An 18,610-nucleotide genomic window follows, 5' to 3' on the forward strand; every position below is an offset into this window, starting at 1 on the left:
TGTCAGACTCGATCCGTGACGTTCACGGCTCCCATCACGCTGCCCGGCCTCACCCTCGATCCGCACTGGTACCGCCGTGCGGTGTTCTACGAGGTCATGGTGCGGTCCTTCGTCGACTCCAACGGCGACGGCTCCGGCGACCTCGGCGGCCTCATCTCGAAGCTCGACTACCTGCAGTGGCTCGGCGTCGACGCGCTCTGGATCCCGCCGATCTACCAGTCGCCCCTGCGCGATGGCGGCTACGACGTCGCCGACTACCGGGCGATCCTGCCCGAGTTCGGCACGCTCGAGGAGTTCCGCGAGCTCGTGACGAAGGCGCACGAGCGCAACATGCGCATCATCATCGACCTTCCGCTCAACCACACGTCCGACCAGCACGAGTGGTTCCAGCAGTCGCGCAGCGACCCCGAGGGCCCCTACGGCGACTTCTACGTGTGGCGCGACACCGACGAGGGCTTCCCCAACGTCCGCATCATCTTCACCGACTACGAGGACTCGAACTGGGCCTTCGACTCGGAGCGCCGCCAGTTCTACTTCCACCGCTTCTTCTCGCACCAACCCGACCTCAACTTCCGCAACCCCGCGGTGCACGAGGCGGTCTTCGAGATCATCCGGTTCTGGATGGACATGGGCGTCGACGGTTTCCGTCTCGACGCGATCCCCTACCTCTACGAGTCGGAGGAGGGCAACGGCGAGGGCGAGCCCGAGACCCACGAGTTCATCAAGGCCGTGCGCCGCATGATGGACGAGGAGTACCCGGGTCGCGTCATGATCGCCGAGGCGAACCAGTGGCCGGCCGAGGTGGTCGAATTCATGGGCACGGACGAGGCGCCCGAGTGCCACATGGCCTTCGACTTCCCCGTCATGCCGCGAATCTTCTACTCGCTCCGCTCGCAGTCGGCGCAGGAGCTCCAGCGCGTGCTCGCCGACCAGACCGAGGTGCCGACGGGAGCCGGCTGGGGTGTGTTCCTGCGCAACCACGACGAGCTGACCCTCGAGATGGTCTCCGAGGAGTACCGCCAGGCGATGTACGGCTGGTACGCCTACGACCCCCGGATGCGCGTCAACGTGGGCATCCGGCGTCGCCTCGCACCGCTCCTCGACAACTCGCGCGCCGAGCTCGAGCTCGCCCACGCACTGCTGTTCTCGCTGCCCGGCTCGCCGTTCCTGTACTACGGCGACGAGATCGGCATGGGCGACAACATCTGGCTGCCCGACCGCGACTCCTCGCGCACGCCCATGCAGTGGACGCCCGACCGCAACGCGGGCTTCTCGACGGCCGACCCGGGCAAGCTCTACCTGCCCGTCGTCCAGTCGCTCGTCTACAACTACGCGATGGTCAACGTCGAGTCGCAGCTGGCCCAGTCGCGCTCGCTCCTGCACTGGGTGCGCAACGTCATCCACGTGCGGAAGGCGCATCCGGTCTTCGGCCTCGGCACGCTCCGCGTGCTGCGCACCAACCACGAGTCGGTGCTCGCGTTCGTGCGCGAATACGAGGGCGCGGGTACGGCCTTCGGCGACGCCCCGGAGCGCGTGCTGTGCGTCTTCTCGTTCTCGCACAACCCCGTCTCGGTGTCGATCGAGATGGAGGGCGACGAGGGTGTGACGCTCTACGACCTGTTCGGCGGGGGCGCCTTCCCCTCGGTCGACGACCAGGGCGTGCTTACCTTGACGCTCGCGACCCAGAGCTTCTACTGGCTGCACCTGGGCGAGCCCCGCGTGGCCCTCCCGCGCGCCTTCTGAGCGGCGTCGTATCCCGCCTCTAGGCTTCGGCCATGACGAGTTGGGCCGATCGCCTGGGCGTGTTCGACCTGGAGACCACCGGTGTCGACGTGGAGACCGCTCGCATCGTGACCGCGTGCATCGCCGTCATCGACGCGAGCGGTGAGGTCGTCGATCGCTGGGACTGGCTCGCCGACCCCGAGGTCGAGATCCCGGAGGCGGCGTCGGCTGTGCACGGCATCACGACCGAGCGGGCGCGCGCCGAGGGTCGCCCGACCGGCGTCGTCGTCGCGGAGATCACGCAGACGCTGCGCACCCTCTTCGGGCTCGGCGTCCCCGTCGTCGTCTACAACGCGCCGTACGACCTCTCGCTGCTCGATCGGGAGTGCCGCCGCAACGAGCTCGAGCCCCTCATCGACCCGTCGCCCGTGGTCGACCCGCTCGTGCTCGACAAGCAGGTCGACACCTACCGCAAGGGCAAGCGCACGCTCGAGGCCGCGGCCGCCCACTACGGTGTGACGCTCGACGACGCGCACGACGCGGGAGCGGATGCCATCGCAGCCGGGCGCGTCGCGCAGGCTCTCGTCGCGGCCCGCCCCGAGGAGCTCGACATCCCCATCGCCGACCTCCACGGTCGGCAGGAGATCTGGTACGCCGAACAGGCCCGCCGCTTCCAGGACTACATCCGACGCCGCAAGGGAGACGAGAGCTTCACGGCATCGACGGCGTGGCCCGTCAAGTACCCCGCGCATCCGGGGGCCTACCGCGACACGCAGCCGATCCCCCCGCTCGAGCCGCGCCTGGGCCGCGTGCCCGTCATCGACTTCAGTCGGCCGCTCGGGCTGCAGCTCGCGGCCCCGCCGAGCGCTCCTCCGCCGCCCGCGGCCCTCGACGCGGCTCCCCCCAACCCGAGCGAGGCGTATCCGGGGCTCGTGCCGACATCCGAGCCTCCCGTCGTCGTGGAGCCCGTCGTCGAGCCCGCGCCGGAACCCGTACCTGAGCCCGAGCCGATCGTCGAGCCCGTCGCGGACGAGCCGGTCGTCGAGGCGGCACCCGCCGAGATCCCCGAGGAGCCGGAGCCCGAGCGCACGGGCGGCAGGCCGGCCGTGCTCCGCATCGCCGCGGCGATCGTCACCGATCCCGACGGACGCACCCTCCTCGTGCGCAAGACAGGCACGACGAGCTTCATGCAGCCGGGCGGCAAGATCGAGGAGGGCGAGAGCGCGATCGAGACGCTCACGCGCGAGCTCGCCGAGGAGATCGGCGTCGAGCTCGACGTGTCGACCGCCGAGTACCTGGGGCTCTTCCGCGCCGTCGCGGCCAACGAGGAGAACACCGTCGTGCTCGCCGCCGTCTTCGCGATGGCGGTCGAGGGCGAGATCGCCGCATCGGGCGAGATCGAGGAGCTGCTGTGGGTCGACGACCCCGACCTCGACCTCGACGGCGTCGAGGTGGCGCCCCTCACCGTCGACGAGCTGCTGCCGCTGTGGGAGCGTCGCCGCGCTCAGGCCTTCGGCTTCTGAGCCCCGGCATCCGCTCCCCGGGAATGCACTCGCCGGGAATGCACTCCCCGGGCACACGAAACGGCCCCGTCGCAGGACGGGGCCGTTTCTGGCAGGTGCTCCTGCGGCTTACTTGCCGAAGTTCTTGTAGCGCGTGTTGAACTTCTCGACGCGGCCGGCGCTGTCGAGGATGCGCTGCTTGCCCGTGTAGAACGGGTGCGAGGCCGACGAGATCTCGACGTCCACGACCGGGTAGGTCTCGCCGTCCAGCTCGATGGTCTTGTCGCTCGTGAGGGTCGAGCGCGTGAGGAAGGTCTCGCCGCTCGCCAGGTCGCGGAAGACGATCGCCTGGTAGTCGGGGTGGATGTCGGTCTTCATGAGGTACCTCAGTCGGAGATGGGTGAAAGGGGAAGTCGGCGGCACGATGGGCCGACTGTCGAGTCTAGCAGACGAGAGTCAGTCCCATTGAGCACGCGCCGCGAAGCGGCCGTCCTCGCTCGTCGAGACCACGAGGGGGAGCCCGAACGTCTCGGAGAGGCGCTCGCCCGTGATGACCTCGGCGATGGGACCGGCGGCGTGGATGCGCCCCTCGCGCAGCAGGAGCGCGTGGGTGAAACCGGCGGGGATCTCCTCGACGTGGTGGGTCACGATGACCATCGCGGGAGCGTCCGGCGTGGAGGCGTACTCCCCCAGCAGCCGCACGAGCTCCTCGCGCGCGCCGAGGTCGAGGCTCGCGGCGGGCTCGTCGAGCAGCAGGATCTCGGGGTCGGTCATGACGGCGCGACCGATCTGCACGCGCTTCTGCTCGCCGTCGGAGAGCGTTCCGAAGAGGCGGTCGCGCAGCCCGTCGAGACGCCACTCGCGCATGACGCGCTCGGCGCGGCGGGAGTCGACGTCCTCGTAGGCCTCGTTCCAGCGGCCCGTCACGGCATACGCTGCCGTGAGGACTGTGTCGTAGACGGTCTCGTCTCGCGGGATGCGGCGCGCCATGGCGGTCGAAGCGAGGCCGATGCGCGGACGCAGGTCGAACACGTCGACGCGACCGAGGCGCTCGCCCAGCACATGGGCCGCGCCCGAGCTCGGGTGGAGGTGGGCCGACGCGAGGCCGAGGATCGTCGACTTGCCCGCCCCGTTGGGTCCGAGGATGACCCAGCGCTCATCGGACTCGACGGTCCAGTTCAGCCGATCGAGGATCGTGTTCCCGTCGCGGACGTACGAGACGTCCTCGAGCTCCAGCACCCGCACCATGATGAACCCAGCCTAGTCGTCCGCCGAGGCGTCCGTGCCCTCCTCGGGGGGCAGGAGGCTCTCGTAGACCGCACGCGTGCGCTCGGCGATGCTCGCCCAGCTGAACTCGGCCTCGGCGCGGAGCCGACCCGCCTCGCCCATGAGCCGCGCGGTCGCGGTGTCGGCGAGCACCTCGCTCAGCACGGATGCGAGATCGGCGATGAAGCGCTCGGGGTCGACGGGTGTGCCCGTGCCATCCGTCGCCTGCTCGATCGGCACGAGGCGGCCCGTGAGCCCGTCGGCGACGACCTCGGGGATGCCGCCCGTCGCGGTGCCGACGACGGGGAGCCCGCACGCCATCGCCTCGAGGTTGACGATCCCGAGGGGCTCGTAGACCGAGGGGCACACGAAGACGGTGCCGGAGGTGAGCACGGCCGCGAGCTCGTGCTGCGGCAGCATCTCCTCGATCCAGACGACGCCCTCGCGCTCCTCCTGGAGCACGCGCACGCCAGCCTGCACCTCGGCCATGATCTCGGGCGTGTCGGGCGCACCCGCGCACAGCACGAGCTGCACGTCGGGCTCGAGCCGGCGCGCCGCCTCGAGCAGGTACGGAAGGCCCTTCTGGCGCGTGATGCGGCCCACGAACACGACGCTGCGGCGCTCGGGGTCGATGCCGTAGCGCTCGAGCACGGATGCGTCGTCGGTCGGCTTCCAGCGCTCGAGGTCGATGCCGTTGTGCACGACGTGCACGCGCTCGGGGTCGATCGCGGGGTAGCAGCGCAGGATGTCGGCGCGCATGCCCGCGCTCACGGCGATCACGGCATCCGCCGCCTCGAACGCCGTGCGCTCGATCTCGCTCGACACGCGGTAGCCGCCGCCGAGCTGCTCGGCCTTCCACGGCCGGAGCGGCTCCAGCGAGTGGGCCGTGACGACGTGCGGGATGCCGTGCAGGAGCTTCGCGAGGTGGCCGGCGGCGTTCGCGTACCACGTGTGCGAGTGCACGATGTGGGCGCCCGCGACGTCCTCCGCCATCTGCAGGTCGACGCCGAGCGTCGCGAGGGCCGGGTTGGCATTGGTGAGCTGCGGCGGCACGAGGTAGGCGTAGGTGTGCGGCTCGTCGCGCGGGAGGCCGAAGCAGCGCACGACGACGTCGACGTCGCGACGCAACGCCGCGACCAGCCCGGCGACGTGGACGCCTGCTCCCCCGTAGACCTCGGGCGGATACTCACGGCTCAGAACATCGACTCGCATGCCTGTCGACGCTAGTACACCCAGGAACGCTGGCCTACTGTTGTGCCATGGCAGCACCGCCCAAGGTCTTCGGCATCGTTCTCGCGGGTGGGGAGGGCAAGCGGCTCATGCCGCTGACCGCCGACCGCGCCAAGCCCGCCGTCCCGTTCGCGGGCGGCTATCGCCTCATCGACTTCGCGCTGTCGAACCTCATCAACTCGGGACTGCGGCAGATCGTCGTGCTCACGCAGTACAAGTCGCACTCGCTCGACAGGCACGTCTCGCAGACCTGGCGGCTCTCGGGGATGCTGGGCGCCTACGTCGCATCCGTTCCCGCGCAGCAGCGGCTCGGCAAGCGCTGGTTCGCCGGCTCGGCCGACGCGATCCTGCAGAGCCTCAACCTCATCCGCGACGAGAAGCCCGACATCGTCGTCGTCGTCGGCGCCGACCATGTGTACCGCATGGACTTCAGCCAGATGATCCAGGCGCACATCGAGGCGGGCGCGGGCGTCACGGTCGCGGCCATCCGCCAGCCGATCTCGCTCGCCGATCAGTTCGGCGTCATCGAGCTCGACGAGAAGGACCCGACGCGCATCAAGGCGTTCCGCGAGAAGCCGAAGGATGCCGTGGGCCTCGCCGACTCTCCTGGCGAGATCCTTGCCTCGATGGGCAACTACGTCTTCGACGCCGACGTGCTCATCGACGCCGTGCAGCGCGACGGCGCGCGCGCCGACTCGAACCACGACATGGGCGGCGACATCGTGCCCGACTTCGTCAATCGCGGCGACGCCGCTGTCTACGACCTCAACCAGAACCAGGTGCCGGGCTCGACGGATCGCGACCGCTTCTACTGGCGCGACGTCGGCACGATCGACTCGTTCTTCGAGGCCCACCAGGACCTCATCGCGGCGCTCCCCGTGTTCAACCTCTACAACCAGGCGTGGCCGATCTACAGCCAGCAGCTCAACTCGCCGCCCGCGAAGTTCGTGCGCGACGGCAAGAACACGGTCGGCACGGCGATCGACTCGATCGTGTCGCTCGGCTGCGTCGTGTCGGGTGGGCACCTCGAGCGCTCCGTGCTGGGGCCCTGGGTGACCGTCGCGTCCGGTGCGCGCGTGACCGATTCGGTCGTGTTCGAGCGGGTGCAGATCGGGGAGAACGCCACGGTGCAGCGCGCTATCCTCGACAAGGACGTCGTCGTCGCGCCCGGGGCCACCGTCGGGGTCGACCACGACGCCGACCGCACCCGCGGCTACACGGTGACCGAGTCGGGCATCACGGTGGTCGGCAAGGGCGTCCGCGTCGACTGACGCCGACCCGCGCCCGCCCGCTTCCTCGAAGGACCTCCCCCGGATCATGGCCCGCTTCCTCGTCGTGCTCGATGTCGACTCCACCCTCATCGAAGACGAGGTGATCGAGCTCCTCGCGGATGCCGCGGGCTCGCTCGAGGACGTCGCACGGATCACCTTCCGCGCCATGAACGGCGAGCTCGACTTCGCGGAGAGCCTGCGCGAGCGCGTCGCGACGCTCGCGGGGCTCCCGGCATCCGTGTTCGCCGAGGTGGGCGCTCGCGTGACCGTGACGCGCGGCGTGCCCGAGATGATCGCGGGCGTGCACGCCGCGGGCGGGAAGGTCGCCGTCGTGTCGGGCGGGTTCCACGAGATCATCGACCCGCTCGCCGAGCGTCTAGGGCTCGACCACTGGCGCGCCAACCGGCTCGAGGTCGAGGACGGCGTGCTGACGGGTCGCGTGCTCGACCCGATCATCGACGCCGCGGCGAAGGCCGAGGCGCTTCAGGAGTGGGCGGATGCCGCGGGCATCCCCGTGGCGCAGACGCTCGCGGTGGGCGACGGCGCGAACGACCTGCCGATGATGGCGCTCGCGGGACTCTCGGTCGGCTTCGACGCCAAGGCGCCCGTGCGCGATGTCGCCGACGTGCTGCTCGACGAGCGCGACCTGTCGATGCTGCTGCCCCTCATGGGCATCGGGCGCTAGGCCCGGCGAACGGGTGCGTCGGGCGTCAGTGCCCCATGCCGAGGCCGCCGTCGACCGGGATCACGGCGCCCGAGATGTATCCCGCGTCGTCCGACGCGAGCCACGTGATGACGCGCGCGACCTCGGTCGGCGACGCGAAGCGGCCCGCGGGGATCTGCGAGAGGTACGCCTTCTGCTGCTCCTCCGGCAGCTCCGCCGTCATGTCGGTCTCAATGAAGCCGGGCGCCACGACGTTCGCCGTGATGCCGCGCGATCCGAGCTCCCGCGTGAGCGAGCGGGCGATGCCGACGAGACCCGACTTGGACGCGGCGTAGTTGATCTGGCCGGCGCTGCCCAGCAGGCCCACGACGCTCGAGACGAGCACGACGCGCCCGAAGCGCGCCTTGAGCATGCCCTTCGAGGCGCGCTTGACGACGCGGAAGGCGCCGGAGAGGTTCGTGTCGATGACGTCGGTGAAGTCCTCCTCCGTCATGCGCAGCAGGAGCGTGTCGCGCGTGATGCCGGCGTTCGCGACGACGACCTCCACGGGCCCGAGCTTCTCCTCGACCTCACTGAACGCGGCGTCGACGGATGCCGCGTCGGTCACGTCGGCGCGCACCGTGAGCGAGCCCTCGGGGCCCTCGCCCGAGCGGGCGGTGACGGCCACACGGTGGCCCTGCGCGAGGAACTCGGCGGCGATGGCGTAGCCGATGCCGCGGTTGCCGCCGGTGACGAGGACGGTGCGAGAGGTCATGGTTCAGGAGCCTACCGGCGTCGCGACGTAGGCTTGAAGCATCGCCAGTCACAGCACGCACGTCGTCACGGAGCTCCCGCCCTCACCGGACGAGGAGCGCCGCTCGCGCATGCTCAAGTACTCCCTCGCGATGGGCATCCGCGTCGTGTGCATCGTGTTGTGCATGGTGACCCCCGGCTGGTGGCTGCTGATCCCCGCGGCGGGCGCGGTCTTCCTGCCGTACTTCGCCGTCGTCATCGCGAATAACGTCGGATCGGGTGCGAGCAGCCGCGTGCGGAGGCCCGGAGCCCTCGTGCGACGCGACCCGGGAGACCGACCGTGATCGGGCTGGGCATCGGCGGGGCGGGCGATCCCGGCATCCGCTGTTCCGCGGCCGGGTGCACGCGCGACGCGGAGTTCCGCGTGAACTGGCGCAATCCGCGCATCCACGGTGCCGAGCGGGTCAAGGTGTGGCTCGCGTGCCCCGAGCACCGGGACACGCTCTCCGAGTACCTCGCCTCGCGCGGCTTCCCCGTGCGCGTCACGGACGTCGACGTCGAGCTCGACCGGGTGCCGGATCCCGCATGAGCGATCAGGTGCGGCCGCCCGTGACGGGCTGGCGGAGATGGAGCGCGTACCTCGCGCTCACGGTCGTGTTCGCGGTCACGTGCGGACTGCTGTCGTGGTGGCAGTGGGCCCGACGCGCCGAGACGGCGGCCGAGAACCAGCGCATCGAGCGCAACTACGACGCCGAACCGCGCCCGATCGACGAGCTGCTCCCCCGTCTTGACGCGTGGGACGATGACGACGAGTGGACGCGCGTCGAGCTGCGCGGCGAGTACCTCGTCGACGAGCAGCTGCTCGTGCGGAACCGCGTGCTCGGCGGGCAGCCGGGCTTCGAGCAGCTCGTGCCGTTCCTGCTCGACGACGGGGTCGTCGTCGTGCTCGACCGGGGCTGGCTGCCGCTCGGCAACGGCGAGCACGCGCTCCCGGATGCCGTGCCCGCTCCGCCCGAGGGCGAGGTGACGGTCGTCGCCCGGCTCCGCGGGGCCGAACCGGAGCTGCCAGGACGCACGGCCCCCGAGGGACAGATCCCCTCGATCGACGTCGGCTCGATCGTCGACGAGCTCGGGATCGAGGGCTACACGGCGTCGTACGCGCTCGTCGCGAGCGAGGACCCGGCCGTCGAGCCGATGCCCGCGCAGCGCCCGCGCCCCGAGGAGGACGAGGGCCTGCACATCTCGTACGCCCTGCAGTGGATCTCGTTCGGCGTGCTCGCCTTCGTCGGCCTCGTGTGGGCGTACCGTCGGGAGAAGCGGATCGCGGCCCTCCCCGAGGAGGAACGTGCCGCCGCGCGCGCCCCCAAGCGCCGCCACGACGACGCCGACGCCGAGGACGCCGTGCTCGACCGCCTCGGTTGATCAGCCGACCCAGCGGAGCCGGGCCCTCGCGCGGGGCCGGCGGAGCGCGCGCCGCGTCGCGCCCCGCGCGCCGCCTATCGGCGCCGATCGCAGCGCCTAGCTAACCCAGCGGAGCCGGGCCCTCGCGCGGGGCCGGCGGAGCGCGCGCTGCCGATCATGGCAGCGCCTAACTGACCCAGCGGAGCCGGGCCCTCGCGCGGGGCCGGCGGAGCGTGCGCTGCGGATTATCGCAGCGCCTAGCTAACACTGATCAGGTCGGCGTACTCGGGGTTCCAGTGGTCCTCGACGCCGTCGGGCATGATGAGCACGCGCTCGGGGTTGAGGGCCTCGACGGCGCCCTCGTCGTGCGACACGAGCACCACGGCGCCCGTGTAGCTCGCGAGAGCGCCGAGGATCTCCTCGCGGGATGCCGGGTCGAGGTTGTTGGTGGGCTCGTCGAGCAGCAGCACGTTCGCGCCCGAGACGACGATCATCGCGAGGGCGAGGCGCGTCTTCTCGCCACCGGAGAGCACGCCCGCGGGCTTGTACCCGTCGTCGCCCGTGAAGAGGAACGAGCCGAGAACCTTGCGCGCTTCGGTCTCGGTGAGGTCAGGCGAGGCCGACGTCATGTTCTCGAGCACGGTGCGCTTGACGTCGATCGTCTCGTGCTCCTGCGCGTAGTAGCCGATGCGCAGGCCGTGCCCCTGGATGATGTGCCCGGTGTCGGGCTTGTCGACGCCTCCGAGGATGCGCAGCAGGGTCGTCTTGCCGGCGCCGTTGAGACCGAGCACGACGACCTTCGAGCCGCGGTCGATCGCGAGGTCGACGGCCGTGAAGATCTCGAGCGAGCCGTACGACTTGGAGAGGTCGGCGGCCTGCAGCGGCGTCTTGCCGCACGGCGCGGGTTCGGGGAAGCGCAGTTTCGCAACGCGGTCGACGGCGCGCTCCTCCTCGAGTCCGGCGAGGAGCTTCTCGGCGCGCGCGACCATCTGGTGGGCCGCCGCGGCCTTGCTCGCCTTGGCACCGAACCGCGCGGCCTGCAGCTGCAGGGCGGTCGCCTTCTTCTCGGCGTTGGCGCGCTCCTTCTTGCGGCGCTCCTGGTCCGCCTCGCGCTGGCGCAGGTAGTGCTTCCAACCCATGTTGTAGATGTCGATGACCTGGCGGTTGGCGTCGAGGTAGAACACCTTGTTGACGACCTCCTCGACCAGGTCGACGTCGTGCGAGATCACGATGACGCCGCCCTGGTAGGCCTTGAGGAATTCGCGCAGCCAGATGATCGAGTCGGCGTCGAGGTGGTTGGTGGGCTCGTCGAGGATCATCGTGTCGGCGCCCGAGAACAGGATGCGCGCGAGCTCGATGCGGCGGCGCTGTCCGCCGGAGAGCGTCTTGAGCTGCTGGTCGAGGATGCGGTCCGGCAGGGCGAGGTTGGAGGCGATCGCGGCGGCCTCGGCCTCGGCCGCGTAGCCGCCGAGGGAGAGGAAGCGGTCCTCGAGGCGCGAGTAGCGGGCCATCGCGGCGTCGGCGACCGCGGCATCCGTGCTCGCCATCTCCTCGGTCGCTGTGCGCAGGTCGGAGACGACGCGTCCGAGGCCGCGGGCATCGAGGATGCGGGTGCGCGCGGTCTCCTCCGGGTCGCCGGAGCGCGGGTCCTGCGGGAGGTAGCCGATCTCGCCGACGCGGTCGATCTTGCCGGCGGTGGGCAGGGTCTCCCCCGCGAGCGTCTTCGTGAGCGTCGTCTTGCCGGCGCCGTTGCGCCCCACGAGCCCGACCTTGTCGCCCTTGTCGACGCGGAACGTCACGCCCTCCATGAGGAGGCGCGCGCCCACGCGGATCTGCAGGTCATGCACGGCGAGCACAGGGGTGTCCTTCGGGAGTCGGGGTGGTGTGGTGGGTCGCGGCCGATGGGCCAGCCTCCCAGTCTACGTCGTGCGTCCGATTGTCGGATGCGGGCGCCTCGTGGCCCGTGTCAGTCGACCCCGCGGGCGGTCAGGGCGTCGGCGACATCGTCGGCGTGCCGTAGCGCGAGCACGAGCACCGGCACGACGATGCGCGGCCCGAGTCTCGCGCCCCGGGCGCGCTCGGCATCCCGGACGCGTTCCGCGATCCCCGCGACGACCGGCAGCATCGCGATCGTGAGCGAGAGCGTGAGACCGATGCGACGCGGGTCCACTCCGAGGCGGGCGAGCGGGCGCATGCCGCTCTCGAGCGCCGCGAGCAGGTCCTCGGTGCGGGTCGTAAGGGTCAGGAGCGCCGCGAGCAGCACGATCGACACGACGCGCACCGTGTTGACGAGCGCGTCCCACGGGGTGAGGAAGACGAGCTGCGTGAGGACCATGATCGCGACGATCCACTTCGCGAGCCACAGCTGCCGGGGAAGGGTCGCGGGCGGCAGGCCCGCGACGACGTAGAGCCCGATGACCACGGCGGCCGTCGCGACGAGCGACGGGAGCGTGTGCGGGAAGAGCGAGATGAGGAGAGCGAGCGCGAACAGGGTGAGCAGCTTCGCGCCCGCGGGAGCGCGGTGCAGGATGCTGCCCCCCGGAACGTAGAGCGCGATCACGCGAACTCCTTGCGGTAGGCGCCCACGACCTCCGTCGGCTCCCCCACCTCGACGAGCCGGCCCCTGTCGAAACGCAGCGCGATGTCGCAGCGCTCCGCGAGCTCGAGGTCGTGGGTCACGACGACGAGCTGCGCGTCGAGGTCGTCGAGCAGGATGCGGCCGATCCGCCGGGCGTTGCCGAGATCGAGGAGCGTCGTGGGCTCGTCGGCCACGACGAGCCGTGGCTCGCGCACGAGCACGGATGCGAGGGCGAGCAGCTGCTTCTGGCCGCCCGAGAGGCTGAAGACGGGTGTCTCCGCGTGGTCGGCGAGGCCGTAGGCGTCGAGCACGATCGCGACCCGCTCGTCGATCTCGGCGCGCGTGAGCCCCGCGCCGCGCAGGGACAGCCGCACGTCCTCCGCGACGGTCGGCATGAGCAGCTGCGCGTCCGGGTTCGTGAAGACGAAGCCGACCGACGCGCGGGCGCGCTTGGGCTCGCGCGCGACATCGACGCCGTGCACGCGGACGGTGCCCGACATCGGGCGCACGAGGCCGTTGAGTAGTCGTGCGAACGTCGACTTCCCCGAACCGTTGGCACCCACCACGGCGATCCGTCGGGCGTCGAGGCGCACGTCGACGTCTTCGAGGATGCGGCGGCCGTCGAGGTCGACGGTCACCGCCTCGAGCTCGATCGCGTGCGCGGCATCGCTCATCGGGCGGGTGCGCCCTCGGGGGCCCGCCGCGCTTCTGCTGTGCGCTCCCGACGGCGGCCGAAGACGGGCGGGTACGCGCGCCAGAGCGCCATCGTGATGATCGTCGCGAGCACGACCTTGATGAGGTCGCCCGGGATGAACGCGAGGCTCGTAAGGGCGGTGGCGCCGAGCGGCAGTCCCGTGACGGCGGCCTGCACGGGGATGCCGAGCGCGTAGACGACGAGGATGCCGCCCACGACGGCGCCGACGGCGACGCGCCACGCGGCGAGACGGCCCCGCCCGGAGTGGGCGATGAGGCCCGTGACGAATGCGCCGGGGATCCAGCCGACGAGGTAGCCGGCCGTGACGCCCACGAAGACGGCTGCGCCGCCGTGGCCGCCCGCGAGCAGCGGCAGCCCGACGAGCACGAGCAGCTCGAAGACGAGCACCGCCGCGGCGCCGCGCCAGGCCCCGAGCACGGTGCCCGCGAGGATCACCCCGAGGGTCTGCGCCGTGATCGGCACGAGCCCGGGCACGGGGATCGGCGCGATGAGCCCGAGGGCCGCGATGAGAGCGGCGAAGACGGCGATGCGCGCGATGTCGCGCGTGTCGAAGCGGCGCGTGTCGAAGCGGCGGGGTGCGTCGGTCATGGTGGTCCTCGCGGTCGGTGGTGAACGCTGTTCAGGTGAACGGCGTTCAGTATAGTGAGGGCCATGGCCGACGCAACGCACGCACGTCACGATCGCGACTCCGTCGTCGCTGCGGCGCTCGGCATCCTCGACGAATGGGGGCTCCCCGAGCTCACGATGCGCCGCCTGGCCGGCGTCCTCGCCGTGCAGGCCAGTGCGCTCTACCACCACTTCGAGAACAAGCAGAGCCTCCTCGCGGCCGTATCCGACCGCATCCAGGACGCCATGCGGCCGGCGCCCTCCCCCGAGGTGGGCTGGTACGAGGCGACTCTCGTGGAGGCCGTCAACGTGCGCGACAGCCTCTTGGCCTACCGCGACGGTGCCGAGGTCGTGCTGAGCACGCGAGCGCTCGGCCTCGGGACGGATGCCGCGCACGCCCGCCTGACGGCGGCGCTCGCGCGCGGGCACGACCCCGAGACAGCCGGCCTCGTCGCGACGGCGCTTCTGCACCTCATCCTGGGCGACGCCTCGCACGCCCAGCAGCGACTTCAGGCCGACAGCCTGGGAGCGGTGGCGCCGGGAGTCGACGACGCGAGCGACCCGGGGCTCGTGTTCCGGCTGGGCGTCGAGCTGCTCCTGAGCGGACTCGAGCTCGCCGTGCAGAGCGCCCGCCGCGAGTGATCAGCGGGCTGGTTTCGACACCCGGCCTGCGGCCGCTACTCAACCAGCAACAGAACCCCGCTGGTTGAGTAGCCCGCGAAGCGGGCGTGTCGAACCAGCCCGGCGCAAGACTAGATCGAGAACCCGATCGCGCGCATCATGTCGCGCCCGTCGTCCGTGATGCGCTCGGGGCCCCACGGCGGCATCCACACCCAGTTGATGCGGAACCGCTCGACGATGCCGTCGAGCGACTGTGCGACCTGCTCCTCGATGACGTCGGTGAGCGGGCAGCCGGCCGAGGTGAGCGTCATCGAGATGATGAGCGCGTCGTTCTCGTCATCCCAGGCGAGGTCGTAGACGAGGCCGAGGTCGACGATGTTCACCCCGAGCTCGGGGTCGATGACGTCCTTCAGCCCCTCCTCGACCTGGTCGAAGAGCGCGGGTTCGAGCGATGTGGGCATGGTTCCAGGCTACGCGGGTCGGGGCGGTTACGCCTGGGCGACGAGGTAGCGGTCGTAGCCCTCGTCCTCGAGACGCTCGGCGAGCTCGGGCCCACCCTCCTCGGCGACCTTGCCGTCGACGAAGACGTGCACGAAGTCCGGCTTGATGTAGCGGAGGATGCGCGTGTAGTGGGTGATGAGCAGCACCCCGAGACCGGTCTCCTCGTGGGCGCGGTTGACGCCCTCGGAGACGATCTTGAGGGCGTCGACGTCGAGACCCGAGTCGGTCTCGTCGAGCACCGCGAACTTCGGCTTGAGCAGCTCGAGCTGCAGGATCTCGTGGCGCTTCTTCTCGCCGCCCGAGAAGCCCTCGTTGACGTTGCGGGCCGCGAACGACGGGTCCATGCGCAGCTTGCCCATGGCGTCCTTGACGGTCGCGCCCCAGTGGCGGATCGAGGGCTCCTCGCCGTCGATCGCCGTCTTGGCGGTGCGCAGGAAGTTGGTGACCGTCACGCCCGGGATCTCGACGGGGTACTGCATCGCGAGGAAGAGGCCCGCGCGGGCGCGCTCGTCGACGCTCATCTCGAGCACGTCCTGGCCGTCGAAGGTGATCGAACCGCCCTCGACGTTGTAGCGCGGGTGGCCGGCGATCGTGTACGCGAGGGTCGACTTGCCCGAGCCGTTGGGGCCCATGACGGCGTGGATCTCGCCCTCGTTGATGGTGAGGTCGACGCCCTTGAGGATGTGCTTGGTGCCCTGGTCGGTCTCGATCGAGACCTTGAGGTCGCGGATTTCGAGGGTGCTCATGTCTGCTGCCTTCCTAGACCGCGAGCCGCACGGCCGGGTCGATGTACACGTCGCCGTCGATGATCTCGACCGCGAAGACGGGGACCGGCTCATAGGCCGGGAGGTTGAGGGGCTTGCCGGTGGTGAGGGAGAACTTCGAGCCGTGCGCCCAGCACTCGAGCCCGTCATCCTCCACGAAGCCCTCCGAGAGGGAGATGTCGCCGTGGGTGCAGGTGTCGCCGATCGCGTGCACCTCGCCCGCGGAGTCGCGCACGACGGCGATCGCGACGCCGTCGAGCTCGACACGACGCGCCGACGAGACGCTCAGCTCGTCGACCGCGCACACCTTCTGAGCGGTCATCGGGCCGCCGCCAGCTCGGCCTCGAGCGCGGCGTGCAGCCGGGCCTCGAGCACCGGCTCGCCGATCTTCTGCACGACCTCGCTCAGGAAGCCGAGCACGACGAGACGACGCGCCTCGTCCTCGGGGATGCCGCGCGCCTGCAGGTAGAACAGCTGCTCGTCGTCGAAGCGCCCGGTCGCGGACGCGTGGCCGGCGCCCTCGATGTCGCCCGTCTCGATCTCGAGATTCGGGATCGAGTCGGCGCGCGTGCCGTCGGAGAGCACGAGGTTGCGGTTCTGCTCGTAGGTGTCCGTGCCGGTCGCCTCGCGGCCGATGAGCACGTCGCCGATCCACACGGTGTGCGCGCCCTCGCCGTTGAGCGCGCCCTTGTAGGTCACGCGGCTGCGCGTGTGGGGCGCGTCGTGGTGCACGTAGACCTGCTGCTCGAGGTGCTGACCGGCGTCGGCGAAATAGACGCCGTAGAGCTCGGCCTCGGCACCCTCCTCGGCGAGGTGCGCCGAAGGGTTCACGCGCACGACGTCACCGCCGAGCGACACGACGATGTGCGTGAGGGTCGCGCCGTGCCCGATGCGGGCGAACTGGCTCGCGAGGTGCAGGGCGGTGTCGTCCCACTGCTGCACGGAGACGACGGTGACGTTCGCGTCGTCCTCGAGCACGATCTCGAGGTTCTCGGTGAGCTTCGCGTCGCCCTGGCTGTCGAGCACGACGAGGCCCGTCGAGCCCTTCGCCGCCGAGACGACCGTGTGGGCGGCGCGCGCCGTGTCGCCGAGGCCCGTGCGCTTGAGCGAGATGGTCTCCGCCTCGCCTTCGACGCGGATGTGGAGCGCCTTCTCGAAGCTCGTCCACGCGTTGGCGGCGGCGCGGTCCTCCGGGGTGCCCGCGGAGCCCACGGGTGCGTGGCTGCGGTCGATCCACTCGACGGTCGTGCCTGCGGCCTCCGGGTAGAGCACCGCGTACGGACTGCCGTCGAGCTCGCCGTCGATGAGCTCGCGGAGCTTGGCGACCGGGGTGTACTTCCAGTTCGCCTCGCGCCCCGTGACCTCGGGGAAGTCGGCGTGCGCGGTCGAGGCGAAGCGTTCCGAACGGGTCTGCACGGGCACAGTGGCCCCTGCTCCGTGCGAGTGCTCCGTCAGGCCGTGCTGTTCAGTCTGAACGGGGGTCGACACTTAGCCCACGGATCCTTCCATGCTCATCTCGATGAGCTTGTTGAGTTCGAGCGCGTACTCCATCGGCAGCTCGCGCGCGATCGGCTCGATGAAGCCGCGCACGATCATCGCCATCGCCTCGTCCTCGGGCATGCCGCGGGACTGCAGGTAGAAGAGCTGCTCCTCGGACACGCGCGAGACGGTCGCCTCGTGGCCGAGCTGCACGTCGTCGACGCGGATGTCGATGGCCGGGTAGGTGTCCGAGCGCGAGATCGTGTCGACGAGCAGCGCGTCGCAGCGCACGGTGTTCGCCGAGTGGTGGGCGTTCGCCTCCACGCGCACCTCGCCGCGGTAGCCCGCGCGGCCGCCGCCGCGGGCGATCGACTTCGACACGATCGAGCTCGTCGTGTACGGCGCCATGTGGATCATCTTCGCGCCGGCGTCCTGGTGCTGGCCGGGGCCCGCGAAGGCGACCGAGAGGGTCTCCCCCTTGGCATGCTCGCCCACGAGGAAGATCGAGGGGTACTTCATCGTCACCTTGGAGCCGATGTTGCCGTCGATCCACTCCATCGTCGCCCCCTCCTCGGCGCGGGCGCGCTTCGTGACGAGGTTGTAGACGTTGTTCGACCAGTTCTGGATCGTCGTGTAGCGCACGCGGGCGTTCTTCTTCACGATGATCTCGACGACGGCCGAGTGCAGCGAGTCGGACTTGTAGATCGGGGCCGTGCAGCCCTCGATGTAGTGCACGTACGAGCCCTCGTCGGCGATGATGAGCGTGCGCTCGAACTGGCCCATGTTCTCGGTGTTGATGCGGAAGTAGGCCTGCAGCGGGATCTCGACGTGCACGCCCTTCGGCACATAGACGAACGAGCCGCCCGACCACACGGCCGTGTTGAGCGCGGCGAACTTGTTGTCGCCCGAGGGGATGACGGTGCCGAAGTACTCCTCGAAGATCTCCGGGTGCTCCTTGAGCGCCGTGTCGGTGTCGAGGAAGATCACGCCCTGGGCCTCGAGGTCCTCGCGGATCTGGTGGTAGACGACCTCGGACTCGTACTGAGCGGCGACTCCCGCCACGAGACGCTGGCGCTCCGCCTCCGGGATGCCGAGCTTCTCGTAGGTGTTCTTGATGTCCTCCGGGAGCTCCTCCCAGCTTGTCGCCTGCTTCTCGGTCGACCGGACGAAGTACTTGATGTTGTCGAAGTCGATGCCCGTGAGGTCGGCACCCCACGTGGGCATGGGCTTCATCTCGAAGAGCTTGAGGGCCTTGAGACGGGTCTTGAGCATCCACTCCGGCTCGTTCTTGAGACGCGAGATGTCGGTGACGACCTCCTCGGAGAGCCCGCGGCGCGCGGAGGCGCCTGCGACATCCGAGTCGGCCCAGCCGAACTCGTACTGCCCGAGGCTTGCGAGCTCAGGACGATCGATGAGCACGTCTGACATGGGGCTGAACCTCTCTTCCGCCGAAGCGAACCATTCCGCTCGTGTCGGCATTCCGGGTCGGACCGCGCGACCCGCGTGGCGCATCCGCGGCCCCATCGACGCGGTGCTCGCGAATTCGCGATCCAACCTC

21 protein-coding genes are annotated in these 18,610 nt (G+C 70.3%); 8 read left to right on the plus strand and 13 right to left on the minus strand.

The window, feature by feature from the left end; translation table 11 throughout:
- The first annotated feature begins 15 nt into the window (after positions 1-15).
- Entirely contained in the window at positions 16-1,743 is a 1,728-nt protein-coding gene (treS, locus tag H4J02_RS07040) for a maltose alpha-D-glucosyltransferase (RefSeq protein WP_187673944.1), read from the plus strand.
- A gap of 32 nt (positions 1,744-1,775) precedes the next feature.
- Positions 1,776-3,245, plus strand: coding sequence for an exonuclease domain-containing protein (locus H4J02_RS14115; protein ID WP_187673945.1), 1,470 nt, complete (start codon positions 1,776-1,778; stop codon positions 3,243-3,245).
- Between the two features lie 108 nt (positions 3,246-3,353).
- Here the strand turns inward: H4J02_RS14115 and H4J02_RS07050 are convergent, their stop codons facing one another.
- From H4J02_RS07050 to glgA, 3 genes are all read right to left on the minus strand, one after another.
- The gene (locus H4J02_RS07050) at positions 3,354-3,602 is read right to left on the minus strand and encodes a type B 50S ribosomal protein L31 (RefSeq protein WP_120763407.1); all 249 of its coding nucleotides are present in this window, start codon (positions 3,600-3,602) and stop codon (positions 3,354-3,356) included.
- 78 nt (positions 3,603-3,680) lie between these two features.
- Complete coding sequence (locus tag H4J02_RS07055) at positions 3,681-4,472, minus strand: ABC transporter ATP-binding protein (RefSeq protein WP_187673946.1); 792 nt, start codon at positions 4,470-4,472, stop codon at positions 3,681-3,683.
- Positions 4,473-4,484: 12 nt separating this feature from the next.
- Complete coding sequence (glgA, locus tag H4J02_RS07060) at positions 4,485-5,702, minus strand: glycogen synthase (protein ID WP_187673947.1); 1,218 nt, start codon at positions 5,700-5,702, stop codon at positions 4,485-4,487.
- A 47-nt stretch (positions 5,703-5,749) separates the two neighbouring features.
- Between glgA and glgC the strand changes: the two genes are divergently transcribed.
- Complete coding sequence (gene glgC / locus H4J02_RS07065; protein ID WP_187673948.1) at positions 5,750-6,991, plus strand: glucose-1-phosphate adenylyltransferase; 1,242 nt, start codon at positions 5,750-5,752, stop codon at positions 6,989-6,991.
- Between the two features lie 46 nt (positions 6,992-7,037).
- On the plus strand, positions 7,038-7,676 hold the full coding sequence (gene serB / locus H4J02_RS07070) for a phosphoserine phosphatase SerB (RefSeq protein WP_187673949.1): 639 nt from the start codon (positions 7,038-7,040) through the stop codon (positions 7,674-7,676).
- 25 nt (positions 7,677-7,701) lie between these two features.
- Here serB and fabG read toward each other — a convergent pair whose 3' ends face one another.
- Positions 7,702-8,409, minus strand: coding sequence for a 3-oxoacyl-ACP reductase FabG (gene fabG / locus H4J02_RS07075; protein WP_187673950.1), 708 nt, complete (start codon positions 8,407-8,409; stop codon positions 7,702-7,704).
- Between the two features lie 109 nt (positions 8,410-8,518).
- Between fabG and H4J02_RS07080 the strand changes: the two genes are divergently transcribed.
- Genes H4J02_RS07080 through H4J02_RS07090 form a run of 3 tightly spaced genes read left to right on the plus strand, consistent with a single transcriptional unit; the run spans position 8,519 to position 9,809 of the window.
- Complete coding sequence (locus H4J02_RS07080; RefSeq protein WP_187673951.1) at positions 8,519-8,731, plus strand: DUF3099 domain-containing protein; 213 nt, start codon at positions 8,519-8,521, stop codon at positions 8,729-8,731.
- Positions 8,728-8,976, plus strand: a complete 249-nt coding sequence (locus tag H4J02_RS07085) for a hypothetical protein (protein ID WP_262405954.1) — start codon at positions 8,728-8,730, stop codon at positions 8,974-8,976. The genes H4J02_RS07080 and H4J02_RS07085 overlap by 4 nt, the downstream gene beginning before the upstream one ends.
- The gene (locus H4J02_RS07090; protein ID WP_187673952.1) at positions 8,973-9,809 is read left to right on the plus strand and encodes an SURF1 family protein; all 837 of its coding nucleotides are present in this window, start codon (positions 8,973-8,975) and stop codon (positions 9,807-9,809) included. Before H4J02_RS07085 ends, H4J02_RS07090 begins: the two co-directional genes overlap by 4 nt.
- Positions 9,810-10,045: 236 nt before the next feature.
- Here H4J02_RS07090 and H4J02_RS07095 read toward each other — a convergent pair whose 3' ends face one another.
- The 4 genes from H4J02_RS07095 to H4J02_RS07110 form a co-directional block, all read right to left on the minus strand.
- Positions 10,046-11,644 (minus strand): ABC-F family ATP-binding cassette domain-containing protein, encoded by a 1,599-nt coding sequence (locus H4J02_RS07095; protein WP_187673953.1) that lies wholly within the window; start codon positions 11,642-11,644, stop codon positions 10,046-10,048.
- 110 nt (positions 11,645-11,754) lie between these two features.
- Positions 11,755-12,348: an energy-coupling factor transporter transmembrane protein EcfT gene (locus H4J02_RS07100; RefSeq protein WP_187673954.1), complete on the minus strand. Its 594-nt coding sequence runs from the start codon at positions 12,346-12,348 to the stop codon at positions 11,755-11,757.
- The gene (locus H4J02_RS07105) at positions 12,345-13,040 is read right to left on the minus strand and encodes an energy-coupling factor ABC transporter ATP-binding protein (protein WP_187673955.1); all 696 of its coding nucleotides are present in this window, start codon (positions 13,038-13,040) and stop codon (positions 12,345-12,347) included. Before H4J02_RS07105 ends, H4J02_RS07100 begins: the two co-directional genes overlap by 4 nt.
- Positions 13,037-13,669: a biotin transporter BioY gene (locus tag H4J02_RS07110; protein ID WP_187673956.1), complete on the minus strand. Its 633-nt coding sequence runs from the start codon at positions 13,667-13,669 to the stop codon at positions 13,037-13,039. The genes H4J02_RS07105 and H4J02_RS07110 overlap by 4 nt, the downstream gene beginning before the upstream one ends.
- Positions 13,670-13,732: 63 nt before the next feature.
- Between H4J02_RS07110 and H4J02_RS07115 the strand changes: the two genes are divergently transcribed.
- Positions 13,733-14,329 (plus strand): TetR family transcriptional regulator, encoded by a 597-nt coding sequence (locus H4J02_RS07115; protein ID WP_187673957.1) that lies wholly within the window; start codon positions 13,733-13,735, stop codon positions 14,327-14,329.
- 110 nt (positions 14,330-14,439) lie between these two features.
- On the opposite strand, the gene H4J02_RS07120 is transcribed toward H4J02_RS07115, so the two are convergent.
- From H4J02_RS07120 to sufB, 5 genes are all read right to left on the minus strand, one after another.
- Positions 14,440-14,769 (minus strand): metal-sulfur cluster assembly factor, encoded by a 330-nt coding sequence (locus H4J02_RS07120; protein ID WP_187673958.1) that lies wholly within the window; start codon positions 14,767-14,769, stop codon positions 14,440-14,442.
- Between the two features lie 27 nt (positions 14,770-14,796).
- Positions 14,797-15,555, minus strand: coding sequence for a Fe-S cluster assembly ATPase SufC (gene sufC, locus H4J02_RS07125; RefSeq protein WP_187673959.1), 759 nt, complete (start codon positions 15,553-15,555; stop codon positions 14,797-14,799).
- Between the two features lie 13 nt (positions 15,556-15,568).
- Positions 15,569-15,895: a non-heme iron oxygenase ferredoxin subunit gene (locus tag H4J02_RS07130; protein WP_187673960.1), complete on the minus strand. Its 327-nt coding sequence runs from the start codon at positions 15,893-15,895 to the stop codon at positions 15,569-15,571.
- Positions 15,892-16,995, minus strand: coding sequence for a Fe-S cluster assembly protein SufD (gene sufD, locus H4J02_RS07135; RefSeq protein ID WP_262405961.1), 1,104 nt, complete (start codon positions 16,993-16,995; stop codon positions 15,892-15,894). Before sufD ends, H4J02_RS07130 begins: the two co-directional genes overlap by 4 nt.
- Before the next feature lie 66 nt (positions 16,996-17,061).
- Entirely contained in the window at positions 17,062-18,480 is a 1,419-nt protein-coding gene (sufB, locus tag H4J02_RS07140) for a Fe-S cluster assembly protein SufB (protein WP_187673961.1), read from the minus strand.
- Between the last annotated feature and the right edge of the window lie 130 nt (positions 18,481-18,610).

Source organism: Protaetiibacter sp. SSC-01, assembly GCF_014483895.1.
Lineage (GTDB): Bacteria > Actinomycetota > Actinomycetes > Actinomycetales > Microbacteriaceae > Homoserinibacter.